Source organism: Ignavibacteria bacterium (assembly GCA_016707005.1).
Classification (GTDB): Bacteria; Bacteroidota; Ignavibacteria; order Kapaibacteriales; family Kapaibacteriaceae; genus UBA10438.
On the sequence record JADJIQ010000001.1, the window covers coordinates 143,808 to 162,873 of the forward strand.

10 protein-coding genes and 1 pseudogene are annotated in these 19,066 nt (G+C 54.8%); 7 read left to right on the forward strand and 4 right to left on the reverse strand.

Annotated features, from left to right (window positions below; all coding sequences use genetic code 11):
• Positions 1-2: 2 nt before the first annotated feature.
• A pseudogene (locus IPI29_00720) lies at positions 3-2,553 on the reverse strand (leucine--tRNA ligase).
• A 711-nt stretch (positions 2,554-3,264) separates the two neighbouring features.
• On the opposite strand from IPI29_00720, the gene IPI29_00725 reads away from it, so the two are divergent.
• Together IPI29_00725 and IPI29_00730 are read left to right on the forward strand one after the other, a co-directional pair.
• Complete coding sequence (locus IPI29_00725; GenBank protein ID MBK7411064.1) at positions 3,265-3,576, forward strand: GIY-YIG nuclease family protein; 312 nt, start codon at positions 3,265-3,267, stop codon at positions 3,574-3,576.
• Between the two features lie 372 nt (positions 3,577-3,948).
• Complete coding sequence (locus tag IPI29_00730) at positions 3,949-4,920, forward strand: aldo/keto reductase (GenBank protein MBK7411065.1); 972 nt, start codon at positions 3,949-3,951, stop codon at positions 4,918-4,920.
• A gap of 7 nt (positions 4,921-4,927) precedes the next feature.
• On the opposite strand, the gene IPI29_00735 is transcribed toward IPI29_00730, so the two are convergent.
• From IPI29_00735 to IPI29_00745, 3 genes are all read right to left on the reverse strand, one after another.
• Positions 4,928-6,385, reverse strand: a complete 1,458-nt coding sequence (locus IPI29_00735) for a hypothetical protein (protein MBK7411066.1) — start codon at positions 6,383-6,385, stop codon at positions 4,928-4,930.
• On the reverse strand, positions 6,382-7,347 hold the full coding sequence (locus tag IPI29_00740) for a Gfo/Idh/MocA family oxidoreductase (protein ID MBK7411067.1): 966 nt from the start codon (positions 7,345-7,347) through the stop codon (positions 6,382-6,384). The genes IPI29_00735 and IPI29_00740 overlap by 4 nt, the downstream gene beginning before the upstream one ends.
• A gap of 209 nt (positions 7,348-7,556) precedes the next feature.
• The gene (locus tag IPI29_00745) at positions 7,557-8,456 is read right to left on the reverse strand and encodes a tyrosine recombinase XerC (protein ID MBK7411068.1); all 900 of its coding nucleotides are present in this window, start codon (positions 8,454-8,456) and stop codon (positions 7,557-7,559) included.
• Positions 8,457-8,497: 41 nt separating this feature from the next.
• On the opposite strand from IPI29_00745, the gene IPI29_00750 reads away from it, so the two are divergent.
• Genes IPI29_00750 through IPI29_00770 form a run of 5 tightly spaced genes read left to right on the forward strand, consistent with a single transcriptional unit; the run spans position 8,498 to position 19,054 of the window.
• Positions 8,498-9,940 carry an aldehyde dehydrogenase gene (locus IPI29_00750; GenBank protein ID MBK7411069.1) on the forward strand — a complete coding sequence of 481 codons (1,443 nt, stop codon included), beginning with the start codon at positions 8,498-8,500 and terminating at the stop codon, positions 9,938-9,940.
• Entirely contained in the window at positions 9,941-10,357 is a 417-nt protein-coding gene (locus tag IPI29_00755) for a RidA family protein (protein ID MBK7411070.1), read from the forward strand.
• On the forward strand, positions 10,354-15,138 hold the full coding sequence (locus tag IPI29_00760; protein MBK7411071.1) for a choice-of-anchor D domain-containing protein: 4,785 nt from the start codon (positions 10,354-10,356) through the stop codon (positions 15,136-15,138). The genes IPI29_00755 and IPI29_00760 overlap by 4 nt, the downstream gene beginning before the upstream one ends.
• 2 nt (positions 15,139-15,140) lie before the next feature.
• The gene (locus IPI29_00765) at positions 15,141-17,318 is read left to right on the forward strand and encodes an OmpA family protein (protein ID MBK7411072.1); all 2,178 of its coding nucleotides are present in this window, start codon (positions 15,141-15,143) and stop codon (positions 17,316-17,318) included.
• An 8-nt stretch (positions 17,319-17,326) separates the two neighbouring features.
• Positions 17,327-19,054 (forward strand): ABC transporter substrate-binding protein, encoded by a 1,728-nt coding sequence (locus IPI29_00770; protein MBK7411073.1) that lies wholly within the window; start codon positions 17,327-17,329, stop codon positions 19,052-19,054.
• The last annotated feature ends 12 nt before the right edge of the window (positions 19,055-19,066 follow it).

Sequence of the window (19,066 nt, forward strand, 5' to 3'; positions counted from 1 at the left end):
GATCATCCAACTATGAAGTTCACGAGTTTACCCGGTACGACGATCGTCTTGCGGATCTCTTTTCCACCGATATGTTTTTGCACTCCCTCATCAGCCAATGCGAGTGCTTCCATGGTTGCTGAATCGGTATTCTGCGGTACAACGATCTTGCCGCGGATCTTGGAGCTCACCTGGACAACGATCTCCACGCTATCGGCAACGAGCTTTGCTTCATCGTACGTAGGGAAGGTTGAAAGATGCACCGATCCTTCTCCGCCCAACACATGCCAGAGTTCTTCTGCGATGTATGGTGCAAAGGGGGCGAGGCACTGCACAAACGACATCAGCGCCTTACGTGGACGTAATGTTGCAGGAGTGTATTCGTTCACGAAGATCATAAACTGCGCAACGCTCGTATTGAAACTCAACGCCTCGATGTCTTCGCGCGTTTTCTTGATGGTTGTGTGCAGCACCAGATCCTGTTCCGGTGTTGGTTCAACATCCTGCACGGCAGGAGAGAGCGTTCCCTTTTCGGTGACGATCAAGCGCCATGTACGATTGAGGAAGCGAGAGATACCATCAATGCCCGTTGAGTTCCATGGTTTCGATGCTTCGAGTGGACCAAGAAACATCTCGAACAGACGCAACGCGTCGGCTCCGTGTGAGGCAACAACATCGTCGGGGTTCAGTGTATTGCCGAGCGACTTCGACATCTTCCTTCCGTCTTCACCCAGGATAAGTCCTTGATGGAAGAGTCGTTTGAACGGCTCCGGCGTTGACACATAGCCGTGATCGAACATCACCTTGTGCCAGAAGCGCGCGTAGAGCAGGTGAAGTACGGCGTGTTCGCTCCCTCCGATGTAGAGATCCACTCCGTCCGGACCCATCCAATATCGTTCCTTGGCAGGATCGACAAAGGATGACGAGTTATCAGGATCGATGTAGCGCAGGAAGTACCAACAAGATCCTGCCCATTGAGGCATCGTGTTCGTTTCAAAGCGTGCCCGTTTGCCCGTCTTGCTGTCAACGAAATTCATCCACGATGCAACAGTGGCAAGGGGCGACTCACCCGTCCCGGCCGGCTGAAAACTGTCAACATCTGGCAACAGCAACGGAAGTTCATCCGGATCGAGTGCGCGGCGAGTACCGTCTTCGAAGAACATGATCGGGATCGGCTCGCCCCAATAGCGTTGACGGGAGAAGAGCCAGTCGCGAAGACGATATTGAACTCGACCCTTCCCGATACCGGACGACTCCAACCACGTGATCGTTCGTTGGATCGCGTCTTCCGTTGCGAGACCGTTCAGTGACACATGCTCATTCGCAGAATGAGTGCTTACACCATATTCAGAGTAGGCACCGGCAAGGATGTCGATCTCTGAACCGTTCTGCGGTGCAACGACCTGTGTGATCGGAAGACCGAACGATGCGGCGAACTCGTGGTCGCGCTCATCGTGACCCGGCACTGCCATGATAGCACCCGTGCCGTAATGCGCGAGGACATAGTCCGCGATCCAGATCGGGATCTGTTCACCCCGATGCCGGATTCGTAGCATAGGCGCCCGTGAAGACGCCGGTCTTCGACTTGTTGAGTTCAGTGCGTTCAAGATCGCTCTTGAGTGAGGCAGCTTCGCGGTAGGTGAGAACGTGACCGCGTTGATCCTCGGCAACGATGTGTTCAACGATCGGATGTTCCGGGGCGAGGACGAGGTAGGTTGCGCCAAAGACCGTATCTGGACGTGTTGTGAAGACCAACACGCTGTGAGAAGCCCCTTGAATAGGGAAGTTGATCTCAGCCCCGTCACTGCGGCCGATCCAATGCTTCTGCATTTCGAGTGTTGACGAAGGCCAATCAAGTTTGTCCAGGCCGCTCAAGAGTCGGTCCGCATATTCAGTGATACGCAGCATCCACTGACGCATCGGCTTGCGTTCTACCGTATAGCCCTTGCCCTTCCACTCATCCACCTCTTCATTAGCCAACACAGTGCCCAGTGCTTCGCACCAGTTCACAGGGATGTTGGCGATGAAGGCAAGGCGGTGTTCGTCGCGATAGAGATCTTGTTCGAGCGGATCCGTGATGTCGGACGGGATCGGCAGCTCATCGATATGACGTGCGCGCTGCTCTGCTCTGTCGTACCACGAATTGTAGATCGTGAGGAACATCCACTGCGTCCAACGATAGTAGTCGGGCGACGTGGTGTTGACCGAATGAGCCCAATCATAATCGAAGCCGAGCGCGTTGAGCTGACGTGTGAATGTTGAGACATTGCGTTCCGTGATGAGCGCCGGGTGAATGTTCTCCGTCATGGCCTGACGTTCCGTGGGGAGGCCAAAGGCATCGAAACCCATCGGATGGAGAACATTGAACCCCATCATTCGCTTGAACCGGCTAACGATATCTGTTGCGGCATATCCTTCCGGATGACCGATATGAAGACCCTGTCCGGACGGATACGGAAACATATCGAGCACGTAATACTTCGGCTTCGACATGTCATCAGACACGGCATAGATGTCTTCGGCGCCCCAATAGGACTGCCATTTCTTTTCGATGGAGGAGAAGGGGTAGTGCATTCGCAAAGATAAGGCCCTATGGTGACGCTCGGCGCTACGCTCGCAGGGTCCCTCCTCACTACGTTCGCAGGGTGACGCTCGGCGCTACGCTCGCAGGGTCCTTCCTCACTACGTTCGCAGGGTGACGCTGGCTACGCTCGCAGGGTCCCTCCTCACTACGTTCACAGGATGACGCTTGCGCTGCGCTCGCAGGGTCCCTCCTCACTACGTTCGCAGGGTGACGCGGCTGCGTTTCGCTCGCAGGGTGAGTCCCTCCTCGCTTCGCTCGCAGGGTGACGCTCGGCGCTACGCTCGCAGGGTCCCTCCTCACTACGTTCGCAGGGTGACGCTTCCCTCCTCACTACGTTCGCAGGGTCCCTCCTCACTACGTTCGCAGGGTGACGCGTGGCGCTACGCTCGCAGGGTCCCTCCTCACTACGTTCGCAGGGTGACGCGTGGCGCTACGCTCGCAGGGTCCCTCCTCACTACGTTCGCAGGGTGACGCTTCCCTCCTCACTACGTTCGCAGGGTCCCTCCTCACTACGTTCGCAGGGTGACGCGTGGCGCTACGCTCGCAGGGTCCCTCCTCACTACGTTCGCAGGGTGACGCGTGGCGCTACGCTCGCAGGGTCCCTCCTCACTACGTTCGCAGGGTGACGCTTCCCTCCTCACTACGTTCGCAGGGTGACGCGGCTGCGTCACGTTTTGGGTGCTGAAGAGCACTATCTGAGCATGAAGAGAAACTGCATCTATATCATGAGCAACAAGAACCGCACAACATTTTATGTTGGCGTTACCAACAACCTAATGCGTCGCAGATTAGAGCATCGCGCAGAATTAGCGGGCGATGGCTTCTGTGGTAGATATAATATTTGCGACGTTGTCTATGTCGAGTATTTCGATAAGATCGTCGATGCTATTCGAAGGGAGAAGCAAATCAAAGAATACGCTCGTGCTAGAAAGTTGGCCCTTATCGAGAGTCGCAATCCTAAAATGTTATCACTCCAACCGCCGTTCTTCAATTACCCTACGTCGTACGAATAGGCACTACGCGTCACCCTGCGAGCGTAGCGAGGAGGGCCTCACCCTGCGAGCGAAGCGCCGGGCGTCACCCTGCAAGCGAAGCGCCGGGCCTCACCCTGCGAGCGAAGCGCCGGGCGTCACCCTGCAAGCGAAGCGCCGGGCCCCACCCTGCAAGCGAAGCGCCGAGCGTCACCCTGCGAGCGAAGCGCCGGGCGTCACCCTGCAAGCGAAGCGCCGAGCGTCACCCTGCGAGCGAAGCGCCGGGCGTCACCCTGCAAGCGAAGCGCCGAGCGTCACCCTGCGAGCGAAGCGAGGAGGGTCCATTGAGTGAAGTGTAGCCGCGTCACCCTGCGAGCGAAGCGAGGAGGGTCCCTTCCAGCCTTATCTTCGCCTATGAACTACGTCCAACTCGGCCGAACCGGCCTTAAGGTGTCGCAACTCTGTCTCGGAACCATGAATTTTGGCTACTGGATCGAGGAAGCAGACTCTTTCCCAGTGATGTCCAGAGCCCTGGAGCACGGTATCAACTTCTTTGACACGGCCAATGTCTATGGCTGGGATAAGGGGAAGGGCAGAACCGAAGAAGTGATCGGTAATTGGTTGACAGAAGATCCATCACGCAGAGATAAGATCGTCCTGGCCACAAAACTGTACGGTCAGATGGGGGATGGTGTGAACGACCGCGGTTGTTCCGCCTATCATATCCGCAAGGCATGTGAAGATTCGCTGCGCCGACTGAAGACGGACCACATCGATATCTATCAGATGCACCACATCGATCGTTCCACACCATGGGATGAGGTGTGGCAAGCAATGGAACAACTCGTTCGCGAAGGAAAGATCCTCTACGTTGGCTCATCGAATTTTGCGGCATGGAACATTGCGCAGGCAAACGAACTCGCAAAGAACCGATACTTCCTCGGACTCGTTAGCGAACAGAGTGTGTACTCGCTGTATAATCGTCACATCGAACTCGAAGTGATCCCCGCAGCAAAGGCGTATGGAATGGCTATGATCCCATGGAGTCCGCTGGCAGGGGGCTTGTTGTGCGGGATCTTCTCTGTAGACGATGCCGTTCGCAGAAAGCGTCCTCAACTCATCGCTGCCGCAGAAAAGAAACGTCCGCAGATCGAAGCTTACGAAGCACTCTGCCGTGAGATCGGCATGGACTATGCCGATGTTGCCCTTGCGTGGATCCTCCAGCGCGATGGAGTAACAACTCCCATCATCGGACCGCGCACGGTTGAACAGATCGATGCAAATGTCCGCACGCTTGACGTACAGCTCACGCCGGAGGTTCTGGCCAAACTCGACGTTATCTGGCCCGGTCCGGGCAATCAGGCCCCGGAAGCCTATGCGTGGTAGAGCGGCGTCAGATCCTGAAACGAAGAAACCCCGTGGCAAGTGACACCACGGGTGTTTTGTTCACGAGGTAGGTAACAAGATCGCGTGAGGTAAGCCCCATCTCCCAAAAGCCGTCGAAGACGGAGAAGAGGATGGAGACTGGGACAAAGACGCCCATGTTGCTTCCGCCGCCGATGCCGATGCCGAGTTTGAGCCATGGAGTTGCTCGATAGTTTGCTCCGCCGCTCACAACGGGCTGACTCATTGAACCGGCTGTGGTGTTGAGTGAGGCAACCGCATCGATGCCAAACTGGAGTCGGTAACTATAGAAGAACGATGCTCCGAACTTGATACGTGTTGGAAGTTCCGCATCGGCCGACTGAAGTCCTTCCCATTTGAAGAACTCTCCGTCACCCGTGATCTTCTGTGCTTCATTGAAGATGTTGTAGCCATCGAATCCTGTGCTCGACAGTCCATTGAGGATCGTATCGCCCGCATTGTAGACGTTGCCGTCAAACACCATCTTGCCCATATCAACAATCGATGCACTCAACGTCCACCGATCGAACTCCACCGTTGCACCCACATCCAATCCCCACCCTGTACCGATCGGAGCAAGTGCACTGCCGGGGATCACGGACGGAGTTGTGGCCTTCCCGTAGTTGATGCCGAAGAAGGGGCTTAGGGCACTGCGAGCAACGAACGATGCTTGTTGTACTCGTGCATCGAGATAGGCGTAGGATTCAAAGTACTTTACCGTTGCGCCGGCATAGACCTTTACACCGGCCACGTCCAGGATCTTCAGTCCATACGATCCGGCGAACTCTCGGAACCACAACATGGAAAGCACCGTGCCATCGAAGAGTTCGGAGTAATACTTTGGTGCGGTGGCGAAGGCAACAGAATCACCATTCCAATTCACTGCCAAGGAATCGAAATACGGAGAGTCTCTTCCCTTGAAGATGAGGTTCGCAGCTTCATCATTAAGGATGAATGTTCCCGTTGCGCGTTCTCGTACGGTTAGAGCAAAGCCACCGAAGTCTTGAGATTGGTAAGATGCACCGATAGCGATCACATCTGCATTGAAGCGCATGCCTCCATCGGAGAACGCCTCAACTGCAGCCTGTTTCTGTGCCGATGTGAATGTGCCGCTGCTAGATTGAAACATCAGGTCGAAGATATCTCCACGTGCAAGAGCATTGCTGTGGGCGGAGAAGCCCCCTTCGATGGCTGTGAAGGCCCAATCTCGACGTCGGCGTTCGGATCCGCCCATCATCGGAGTGGCAAGAGAGAAGATCTGAGCTTCCGGCACGAATCCGAGGTTGGCAGGGTTGATGCCGACACATTGATAATCAGTGGCCGTGGTAAGGATGAAGCCGGCGTGACCGATGCGTGCAAAGTCACTTGTTTCTGACTGCGCAGTGATGATGACTGAACCATAGAGTACAACCACAACAAGCGCGGAGAACCGCGCTGCTAGGGTCATTGTCGTACCAGATCGTCTATCCATTCTGCGATGCGTACAGCTTGTGCTCCGTCGTGAAGAGTGACCGCTGCATTCGAACCCGTGCGAATACTCTCCAAGAACGAGCGTTGTTCCTCGGCAATGGCGTTCACGGATTCAACAGTAGGTGTGTCGTAAACGATCACCTTGTCTCCGTGACCGGTGTTCACAGTCCCAAGCGGCACTTGATGACTTGGCTCCAGGGCATTGGTCTCGATCAAACGATAGAGCTCCACTGCACCGGTAGCAAGATCCAGCGACACGTAGCTGTCCTTCTGAAAAACCCTCACCTTACGCATTGGTTTCGCGGAAATGCGAGAAGCCGTCACATTTGCCACACAGCCATTGGCGAAGGTCAGTCGCGCATTGCAGATATCCGGGGTATCCGTAAGCACTGCAACACCCGTTGCCTGGATGTCCACGATCTCCGAACCCGTCATCCACAACAAAAGATCGATATCGTGGATCATCAGATCGTGGATCACACTCACATCTATTGCACGAGGTTTGAAGGGGGCTAATCGGTGCGCCTCAATGAACAGAGGCGACACATTGTAAGCCGCAAGTGCGCGAATGGCCGGATTGAAACGCTCAACGTGACCCACCTGGATCAGTCGGTCCGTTGCTTCTGCACGACGCATCAAGTCCTGCGCCTCAGAATACGTTGCCGTTACGGGCTTCTCAATGAAGCAATGAAAGCCCCTCGAAAGGCAGTCGATCGCCAATGAATGATGCAGCAACGTAGGCGCTGCGATCACCACCGCATCCACGTCCGGCATCGACGGAAGATCCGGATACCACTGTGCCCCATGCTCCAAGGCAACGGCAGAACCCCTTGTTTCATCGGGGTCTACAACGCCTACAAGCGTTACATCTGGGTTCTGAGCAAGAAGTCGAGCATGGATGGATCCGAGATGACCGGACCCGATAACGGAGAGACGCATGCGTAAAAATAGCGAAACAGGAACAGCGAATAGCGAATAGCGAATAGCGAATAGCGAACGTCAGGTCCCTCGTCGCTCCGCTCCTCGGGATGACGCTACTCTCGATTCTTCTCTAAGTATAGAAAAGCGAGACGACAGCGTCATCCCGAGGAGCGGAGCGACGAGGGACCTCTTCGCCCCTCGACTTCGCTCGGGGTGACGAACGCCCCTTACTCCGACCTCGGGTGCGCCTTCTTATACGCGTCCTTCAACCGTTCCACGCTGACGTGGGTGTAGATCTGGGTTGTGGAGAGGGAGGAGTGACCGAGCATGTCGCTCACGGCGGAGAGGTCTGCGCCGTTATCGAGGAGGTGTGTAGCAAAGGAATGCCGGAGCATGTGAGGGCTCTTCCGCTGGGCTTCGGTGATGGTGCCTAGGGAGCGTTTCACTATGCGCCATGCGCTCACGCTGGTGAGACGTTTACCTCTGTCTCCGAGGAAGAGGGCTGGGTCTTCTGGGGAGGGGGCTAGTTGACCCCGCATTTCGAGGTAGAGGTCGATACTCTTGATGCTCTCTTGTGTGACCGGGACGACGCGTTCTTTGGACCTCTTGCCGACTACCCGCACGGTTCGTTGTCGGATATTGATGTCGCCCAGATCCAATTGCAGGGCTTCGCTCAAACGCAGGCCGGATCCGTACAGCAATTCACAGAGTGCGCGGTCCCGTCTTCCGCTCACGGTTGTCAGATCAAAGACGTCCCAGAGATCATCGGCTTCCTTCTGTTGCAGGAAGGAGGGGAGTTTCTTGTCGATCTTGGGCGAGGTAAGCAGCGAGGCCGGATTGTGGTCCAATTCTCCCGAGCGTACAAGGAACTTGAAGAAGCTCCGTACGGCTGCCAGCTTCATGCGAAGGGAACGTTTGGCAAGCCCCTTATCGTGAAGCCAGCCAAGGAAGGGGCGGATGTCTGCCTCCTTGATATCGGCAACGGCGGGCTCTGAGCCCCAGGATTCCTCCAAAAAGGCCTGGAACTGTTCCAAGGCCTTGGCATAGGCCAAAACGGTGTGCTCACTCGAGGCCTTCTCAACATCGAGCGCGGTGAGGTACATCCGTATCGCTACGCTGAACTGCATCCCCGAACATACGGTATATTCGCAAGTCTAGGGATCACATCATGTTGCATATCAGAAACTACATCAACGGGCACTACTGCGATCCTGTCGGCGACGTGTGGATCGAGAATGTGAACCCGTCTACGGGCGAAGTGTATTCGCTCGTGGCACGGAGCACCCAGATCGATATCGACGCGGCGGTCAATGCTGCCCGGGAAGCATTCCCTTTTTGGTCACGGATGACGTCCAAGGCGAGGTCCGAGATCCTCTTGGAGGTGTCGAGACGGATCAAACTCCATCTCGATGATCTGGCGCTTGCGGAGTCAACGGACCAAGGAAAGCCCCTTTCCCTGGCTCGCAGTATGGATATCCCTCGCGCCATCGACAACATGGCGTTCTTTGCTACGGAGATCCTGCACACGCATACGGATGCGTATCAGACCGACGAAAACACGATCAACTATACGACCCGACAGCCCATTGGCGTTGTTGGTTGTATCTCTCCCTGGAATCTTCCGCTCTACCTTTTCACATGGAAGATCGCACCGGCCCTCGCGGCCGGGAATACGGTGGTTGCCAAGCCGAGTGAACTCACACCGATGACGGCCTTCATGCTTGGTCAGATCTGTACGGATGCCGGACTTCCTCCGGGTGTTCTCAACATCGTCCATGGTCTCGGCGCCGAATGTGGAGCTGCCATCGTGGCACATCCGGATATCAAGGCGATCTCGTTCACAGGCGGCACAGTAACAGGCAAGGCCATCGCAGCTGTTGCGGCACCGATGTTCAAGAAGCTTTCGCTCGAGCTCGGCGGAAAGAACCCTACCATCGTCTATGATGATGTGGATGCTGTCCACGTAGCTCGGATGGTGGCTCGAGCGGCCTTCACCAATCAAGGAGAGATCTGCCTCTGCGGATCGAGGATCTTTGTGCAACGTGGTGTGTACGAGACCTTCCGCGATGCACTTATCAAGGAGACAAAGAAGTTCGTTGTTGGTGACCCGCTCTTGGAAGAGACCCGGCTTGGTGCACTTGTCAACGAAGCCCACATGCATAAGGTGCTCGGATACATCGAGCTGGCTCAAGCAGAAGGTGGACGTGTGATCCTTGGTGGTAAACGTGTGATCCCTGACGGACGATGTGCAAGGGGCTTCTTCGTTGAACCCACACTAATCGAGGGATTGGATGCAGCCTGCCGAGTGAACCAAGAAGAGATCTTTGGACCGGTTGCTACCATCATGCCCTTTGATACAGAGGATGAAGTGATCACATGGGCCAACTCTACCATGTATGGTCTGGCTGCATCAGTATGGACGACCAATGTTGGACGTGCTCACCGCACAGCCCATCGGTTGGAATCCGGCATCGTCTGGGTGAATACCTGGCTCAACCGAGATCTCCGTACGCCCTTTGGAGGCGTGAAAAGCAGTGGCGTTGGACGCGAAGGCGGAACCGAAGCACTGCGCTTCTTTACAGAACCCAAGAACATTTGTCTTCAGGTTTGAATGGATAAGATCGTCATCAATTCCGATCGTGCACCGGAACCCGTAGGTGCGTACCCACATGCTCGCAGAGTAGGGAACCTCCTGTTTCTCAGCGGAGTAGGTCCGCGTGAACGAGGGACAAAGGTGATCCCTGGCGTTACGCTCACTGAAGATGGCACCATTCTTGACCATGATATCACTGAACAGACCTTGAGTGTGTTCCGGAACATTCGATACATCATCGAGGATGCCGGGTCACGTTGGGAGAATATCATCGACGTGCAGGTTTACTTGACCGACATGAAGAACGATTTTCCTGTGTTCAACAAACTCTATGCAGAACATTTCGCAGGCGTAGATGCCTGCCGGACAACGATCGAGATCGGCGCCCTTCCAACGCCGATCGCCGTCGAACTGAAGGTCATTGCGACGATATGAAGAGCCCCCTCCTCCGCTTCCTCCTTGTACTTGTCTGTGGAACGTTCAGTATTGGACTGATGAGTGCGCAGCCGCGCATTTCCTACATCATGCCCGATATCGGAACAACACGCATGGCCACGTATGTAGAGATCATCGCTCCCCATGCCGCAAATGGTGGATATGGGGCTGATGGTGTCTCTCTCAATAATCCGGGCGATGCCATTCGCGTGGTATGTGAACGCAGTTCAGACACCACCAAGGTGAAGATCGGTCCGGTAGTGGTGAGCTGGGACGGACGTCTTATTTCCACACACATCTTCGTTGATCCGCTCGTTCAACCAAACAGTGCTGATTGGCAATTGCTGAGTCCGGAATTCCGCATTCCGATCCGTGTGATCATCAACGGCGTTCCATCCAACATCGATACGTTCTATATCGTCAAACCGTGGCCGCTTGGAAGTGTTGCCACCATCTCGGAGCGTGTTCTCGGAGAAGGTCAACTCGGTAAGAGATCGCGCAGAGGGGCAATGATCGTTGACTCGCTTGTCCTTATTGGTGGTCAGTCCTACAGCGTGTCTTTGCGAGATTGTGATGCGAACACCACCGGTAACCAAGGTTTGCTCCCGTTCGTCCTGATCTCTCCGAGTGTGATACGCGGAGCAGGTACAGCCGAGATCCATGCCGATGCCATTGGTCAGGATGCTGGTCCAGGTGGCGGTGGCGGAGCCGGCGGATATCACAACCTTAGTGGTGGCGGAACGCGCGGAACGAACGGTGGTAATGGATACACCGGTGGCGGACCGGGCGGTTTTAATAATAACGGTCTGCCCCTTCCCCCGAATGAAAAGCAGAAGCCCGGTACGGGGTCGGGTGAAGACCTCGCAAAGAACAATGCAAACACCCGGGGCTCTGCCTCCTTGAACGGTTTGCCCGGCGGTGAATCCACAACGGCCTATGAAAACGCCGGCGGTGGTACAGGACATCCGTTTGGTCAGAGCGGTCAGGGTTGTGATGCACGCAATACCTGCGTCACGGCCGGACAATACGGCGCCGGCTCGGGGGCTCGTGAGGGTAGACGTGGCGGAGCGGGTGGGTATGGCGAAGCCGGTGCATCGGAAAGTGGATTCGACCACGGCGGCAAGATCCACGGCAATCCCTTTATCGTTCCCTTGGCTGGTGGTTCCGGTGGGGCTGGTGGTAACCCCGACGTAACCAACAAGGCCAGTGGCGGCGGCGGTGGCGGAGGTGCGATTTCTATTCATGCGAATCTGACGGCTGACCTTACAGTCTATGCTCGAGGTGGCTCTCCGAGTCGCGAAGACATCCTTGGCGGTTGTGGCTCCGGTGGGGGAGCGATCATCGGGTCCCGACTTGATAACGCTACGTTCGGGTTCTTCTCAGCACAGGTAACAGGCGGAACGGATCCGAACCCAAATCCAAACAGCAGGCATCTTGCCGGTGGACTGGGAAGACGTAGGTACGAAGGACGTATCCCGTTGGATATCCCCGTGCAGGTTGGACTCCTTACCGACACACTCACGAACTCTCTTCGTCAGCATCGCTACAGCGGCTACGCCAATGGAAGTGATCTACAGATCTATATCAAGCCGGAGAACGGTCCGTGGCAGCTTGGCCCTGTGATCTCCGCCTATCAAGCCGGTACATCCGGTTCATGGCGTCAGAACATCACATGGCCCGGCAAGGACACGCTCTACTATGTAGCTGTGGGTCAGCGCGTTACAAATCCCGTAGCCGGATCATATACAGATGAACCCGAGATCGTGTTCTCTCAGTCGGCATGGAACATCATTCGCATCTATGGTCCAGCCATCATCGCCGGTAATCGCAATCTCGATATGGGGCTCTACCAGTGTCCGGGATCGAAGCTGCGTGATACCGTGTGGATCAGTAATAAGGGTGAATCGCCCCTTGAGATCTCTTCCGCTACGTTCCTAACACCACCGGGCTTCACCCTCGCTGAACCAACAGTGTTCCCGGATACGATCTATCCGTTTGATTCAACGGCCTATGTAGTGGAGTTCTCACCGGTGGCCGGACAGAATGGGATCATCAACACAACTCTCCGACTTGAGAATTCAGACACGTCTGCAGGAGCCGACCCATTCGATATCGCCATCCGTGTGGATGTGCGTCCGTATGACTTCACCTATACATGGCGCGGGATCCAGGCAGATACGATCGACATCGGCAGGTTGTGTGTTGGCCGTCCGTTCACCGATCCTATCACGATCCGCAATCTTGGGTCTTCAACGGTAACGATCGTTGGTTTTACATCAACGAGTCCGGCCATTCTCGGTGCTAATGGAAACACTCCATTCGTTGTTCCCGGACCACTTGGCTTCTCAACGGTGAACATCACCTTCCTTGCACGCAGACTTGGTGTGAATGTGATCCCGGTATTGGTACAACTCAAGGAATGCGCATCTCCAGATACATTGTGGATCAGACATGAAGGTGTTGAGTCTTCGATCACTGTGATTGGCACGGGGCAGTTCGGGACAGTTCGTGTTGGTGATACGCCTCAGCTGACATTGGAGATCCGTAACACCGGGACAAGTGATCTGAGTATCCCTTCTCTTCCTCCCGTTCCTGCTCCGTTCAGACTTGTCTCAGCACTGCCACCGCCGCCTGCACTGATCGCACCAGGTGCGTCGATGCTCTTAACCTATGCCTACGAACCAACAGCAGTTGGTAGTAGTGCCGTGGTGCGGAAGATCGTCACTGATTCAACGGCGAGAAGCTGTCCGGACTCGGTTGAGTTTGTTCTCTCCGGCAGCGCCAATGCATCGGTACTTACTTTGTCGAAATCATCGGTGAATTTTGGTGCTGTTACTTCGTGCGACTCCCTCGTTGATAGCATCACGGTACGAAATGCCGGAAGCACGGTTGTAACGTTGCTCTATCCGCCGTTCTTCAATGGCCCCGATGCTACATCATTCAAGGTCATCCGTCAGCCCCTTTCCGATATCGATCTAGATCCGGGAGAAGACGTGACCTATGTGGTAGGCTTCTACGGAACGCCAGGGCCGGATGGGTTGAAGTCGGCCATCTTCTCCATCAGAACAAATGACCCGTCTGTCCCAAGCATCAATGTTCCGATCACTGGACTTCGTGTTTCAGCTGAATTACAGGGACCGAGAGTTATCGATCTTGGATCGGTTCTTGTTGGTAATAGCGTGTCATCAACACAGCGCTATACTAACGTCTCAACAACGACGATCAACGTTACCGGAAACTCATCAACGGCACCAAGTCGCACGTCCGCTGCACCTGCAGCATTCGGCGTCGACGCATCGCTCTTCCAAGACGTGACGTTCACCTACACGTGTACGTCAGAGGGAGCCATTGAGGACACGATCCGGTTCTTTGTGGATCAGCCATGTCCGGATACGATCATCGTACTCGTGCGTGCTGTTGGACTTTCTCCGTCGATCAGTGCGCCGTCAATCCTCAACTTTGGGATCTTGGCAGAGTGTGAGTTCAAGCGCGACAGCATCGTGTACACCAACACGCAGGCAGTACCGCTAGACTTCATCGATGTAACACTCACCGGTCCGGACGTAGCCGCCTTTACTATCGAGAATCCGAACGCTGTTGGCTCACAGACCGTAGCACCCGGTGAGTCGCGCACGATCTACATTCTCTTCGATCCGCGTGCCATGACCGATGGGATAAAGACCGCCTACGTTACGCTTCGTATTCGTGTAGGCGGTGTTCCGATCTCCATCGTTACTGAACTCAAGGGTGAGCGTCGTACAATGCTTCCGGCATCACCGGGAAGCATTTCATTCGGTGCCGTGAACCTCACCGTTGCTACGTCGCAACAACTCGTCCTCGTCAATACGTCACCTCAACCGGTACGTATCACAAACATTGCAATGCGTGGCACTTCCGGAACCGTCTACACCGTAACCTCTGTACCGGCCGCGCCTACCACCATCGCTCCGGGCGGGTCGATAGAGATCACCGTAACGTTTACACCAACCACACAACAACTGTATCTCGACTCCATCCTCGTCAACTTCGATCAGCCATGCACAGACACACGCGTGATCGCCGTGAGCGGAACAGGTCGACTCAATGTTGAGCTCTTGGTGAGACTCCCGAAGGACACAGTAGGCCCGGCATTTGAGGATTACCGTATTCCGATCTATGCTACTATCGTCAGTGGTGGCGGTAGCATCACAAACGGTAAGCTCACGATGACGGTACGTTATGCTTCGTCGGTCTATGCCGCACGAACACTCAATACCGGATCCATCCTTCGGAATGAAGTGATAGGGGGCTTCACAGAACTCGATCTTGAGATCCCGTCATTCACGGCGGGAACAACAGAATCGGTGATCGGCGAGATCCTCGGCGACATGACGCTTGGTGCTGTTGTCACCACTGATCTTGAGATCTCAAACGCTGTGATCACCGCAGCGAACGTAACGCCGTCCGTGCGACCAGAGAATGGTCTGTTGGCTCTTGATATCTGCGAAGAAGGTGGTCCTCGACTCATTACCAAGTCGGGCTCCTTGGCCATCGTTGCTCGTCCAAACCCTGCAACCGAATCGCTCGAGATCGTTGCCGATACGTATGAACGCGGTCAACATCAGATCGACATTGTGACTCTCACCGGTGACGTTGTTGCCACATATGCGTTCGTACGTGGGGCAGATGCTACACCTCGTTCGTTTGCCGTAGACGTTCGGGCGCTTGCGTCGGGGACGTATCAGATCATTCTTCAAACGCCGACGAGACGTCGTGTGTTGCCGCTGTCTATTCTCCATTGATCATGCAGAACATGCCCCTTCGTCGCTTTTCTTCCCTCCTCGTTGCTGTTCTCCTTTTTTCGATCACTGCATCTGCTCAGATCCGCAGGTTGAATGAAGAAACGGGACAGACCGAGACGTTACAGTACCTCGTTGGCGGATATCTGGCATTGAATTACAACATTCATGCACCCAACTTCGGTGCATTGCCTGGTTTCCCGTCATGTTGTGCATCGTATAGCAACAGCACATCTATCGGTCCGGCATTTGGCGCTTCATTCGAACTTCCGCTTTCAGATGTTCTCCGATTTCAAGTGCGCCTCGGCTATAGCTCCATGTCGGGCTTGCTCCATAGCACGGAGCAGATCGGGAATGAACCGGTACTATCAGATGGTCCAGTGCCGATCGAAGAACGTCAGCCGGTGACTGTTGAACATGCGCTCGATGCGAATCTTCCAATGATCATCCTTGAGCCAACCATCGGGCTCCATCTCTTTGACCTACTCTGGCTTACGGCCGGCGTGCGGGGCGGGTATATGATGTCGGCAACGTTCGATCAAAAAGAGACACTACTTGCACCGGAAGGATATACCTTCCTTGATGGCACTACGGTGCGTAACGCGGCTGCGGCAGATATTCCCAATGCGAATTCGTTACAGCTTCATGCTGTGGTAGGTATCGGGTATGAACTTCAAACACGTTCGAACATCTCCATCGTCCCTGAAGTACGGTACTTCCTTCCGATCACGCAGGTCTCTGATGTTGATTGGAAGGTTCAATCATTCCAGATCGGCGTGAATGTGCGATTCGGTATGTATACGCCGATCGCGGCAGAGATCAACAATGACACGGTCTACGTGCGAGACACGGTGATCGTAGAGAAGACCGGACTCCGGGAACCGCGTGTAACATTGCAAGACAGCAGGGAGGACGTGTCGTCCCGCCGTGAAGGCGACGTAGAGTATCGCAGAACAACGATCAAGGAGAGCTATCTCCAAGAGATACCACGTCCGTTCAATCCCGGACTTCGTTCCTCGATCATCGCTCGACGAGCAGATGGAACCACAGGCCCCCTTGATGCACTTCGCGTTGAAGAACTCGATGTGATCGAGAGTTATCCGTTGCTTCCTCAGGTCTTCTTCCCTGAGTCAGGTTCAGAACTTCCGATGACGCAACAGATCAGACTTGAATCGGGTGAGACAGGTGACTTCCGCACCACGGATCTCTCACGCGACCAGATCGACGTCTACCGCAATCTCTTGAACGTGATCGGCTATCGGATGAAGCAGAATCCAGCTTCGAAGATCACGCTCGAGGGTCACGTAAGCAATGTTGGTCCGGAGCAGAACAACCGCGAACTCTCCCGCGCCCGTGCAGAGTCCGTACGGTCATACCTCACGTCAACATGGGGCATCGAATCCGATCGTATTGCTGTGAAGGGGTCGTTGTTACCTCAAGAACCAGCAAATCCTGCAACTCCAGATGGCAGAAGTGAGAACCAACGTGTTGAGATCTCCAGCAATGATCCGCAGATCCTTGAGCCTGTTGAGTTCCGCGATAAGGACCTCATCATCGCACCAAGCGACATCGTCCTCCATCCCGACGTGACCGACGCAGAAGGTGTGAAGGACTGGTCGGTACGGATGTCACAAGGCGATCGCGAACTCTATCGTTCACAAGGAGAAGGGGCTCCTCGCGATGTGGATTGGAATGCTCTGCGTTCTGATACCAAACCGCGTAAGGAAGGCCCGATCGTGTCTACCTTCTCGGTCCGTGATGCCAATGGTCTGGCCGCTGAATCATCCGATACGCTCAGCGTTGATTACATCACGCTTCAGACGATGAAGGCACGTCAAGAAGAAGGCAAGATGGTAGAACGTTATTCGCTCATCGTGTTCGACTTCAACAGCGCCCAGCTCAACTCGTCGAATCAGCGCATCATGCAGCGCGTGAAGCAGCGTATCCAGCCGGATTCCAAGGTGAAGATCATGGGCTTTGCTGACCGTCAGGGCAATCCGGACTACAACCGCGAACTCGCACGCAAGCGTTGCGCTGAAGCACAGCGTGTGCTTGGTCTCCCGGATGACCGTGTGACGCTTGAGCCGGTTGGTTCAGACCGTCTCATCTTCAACAACGACAATCCTGAAGGTCGTTCCTACTCACGTACAGTTCAGATCGAGATCGTCACACCGGTCCGGTAAGGAACGCCATGAAATCACTCCTTGCACTGATCTTGATCTCGGTGGTAGTGCTCTCCTGCACTGACCCCGGAAAGCCCGAGGGTACGCTGCGTCCGGCCAAGGGTGGGCGCAACTATGGCGGCATCTACCGTCAGAACGAAACAGGCGAACTCAGCTCTCTCGACCCCGCACGAATCAACGATGTAACGTCATCACACATCGTGATCAATATCTATGACCAACTCATTGGCTTTGATCACGATCTCAACATCACGCCCCTTCTCGCAAAACGCTGGTTCATTTCTGACGATGGCAGGACGTATACGTACATCCTTCGCAACAATTCGCGGTTCCATGATGACCCGTGCTTCCCAAATGGAAAGGGGCGCACCGTTACCGCACACGATGTGAAGTATTCGTTCACACGGGTCTGCGATACACGTGCAAAGACGAAGTCGGACACGTATTTCCGCGACAAGGTGGTTGGTGCATCTGCCTATTACGAAGCAACACGTGTAGCTTCGCAGACGGGTCAGCAACCAAGTGTGAAGGGTGTTGAGGGATTTGTTGCGGTGGACGATACCACCTTCCAGATCGTTCTTGAAAAACCCTTTGCCCCCTTCGAATACACCGTTGCTCAAACATCGATGGGCATCGTGCCGAAAGAAGCTGTTGAGAAATATGGAGAGAACTTCTTCCAGCATCCCGTTGGATCGGGTCCGTTCAGATTTGTCTCATGGACACCAGACAGAACGTGCGAGTTGGTGCGCAACCCAAACTATTGGGATGTAGATGAGTTTGGGAATCAACTTCCATACCTCGACGGCATCCGGTTCTCGTTTATGAAGGACGACAAGATGCAGCTCCTCGAATTCGCTGCAGGGAATCTCGAAGAATCGTACAGGATCCCGAATGAGTTCTTTGCCGACATCGTGGACGAGAACAAGAATCCGAAAGGGAAGTGGGCCAAGTACAAGCTTCTTCATGTAACAGCACTTGGTACACAGTTCTATGGAATGGTCACAACAGACCCGGTCTTCAAGGACAAACGGATCCGTCAAGCCTTCAATTACGCTGTTGACCGTAATCGTATCATTCGCTACGTCTTAAAGGGTCAGGCAGCAGGTGCAGCCACGCATGGCCTCGTGCCTCCATCAATGCCCGGCTATGAGACAGACAGCGTGCGCGGTTACTCCTTCGACCCCGCAAAGGCGCAGGCACTCTTGGCAGAAGCAGGCTACCCGCAAGGACGAGGCTTCCCGGAAGTAACGCTGCAGCTCAACGCCGGCGGCGGACGCAACGTTTCGGTTGCCGAAGCCATTCAAGGCATGATGAAGGAGCACCTCAACGTGACCGTCAAACTCCTTCAAGTGGAGTTCGCACAACACCTCGAATCCATCGACAATGGGCAAGCCCCCTTCTATCGCCTCGGTTGGATCGCCGACTACCCGGACCCAGAGACCTTCTTGAATCTCTACCACGGGAAGATCGTTCCACCACCAGGCAGACCATCGCCGATCAACTCCACACGCTTCCAGAATGCCCGCTTCGATGAACTCTTCGAACAGGCACTCTCAACCACTGACCGTCCTAAGCGCATGCGACTGTATCGCGAAGCAGAACAGATCGCCATCGATAACGCTCCAATGCTCCTCATCTTTAATGATGAAGACTATCGCTTCATCCAACCCTATGTAAAGGGGCACCCGCATAATGCGATGGATAGGACGAATCATCATCAAACACGTTTTGAATAGCGAACTGTGAAC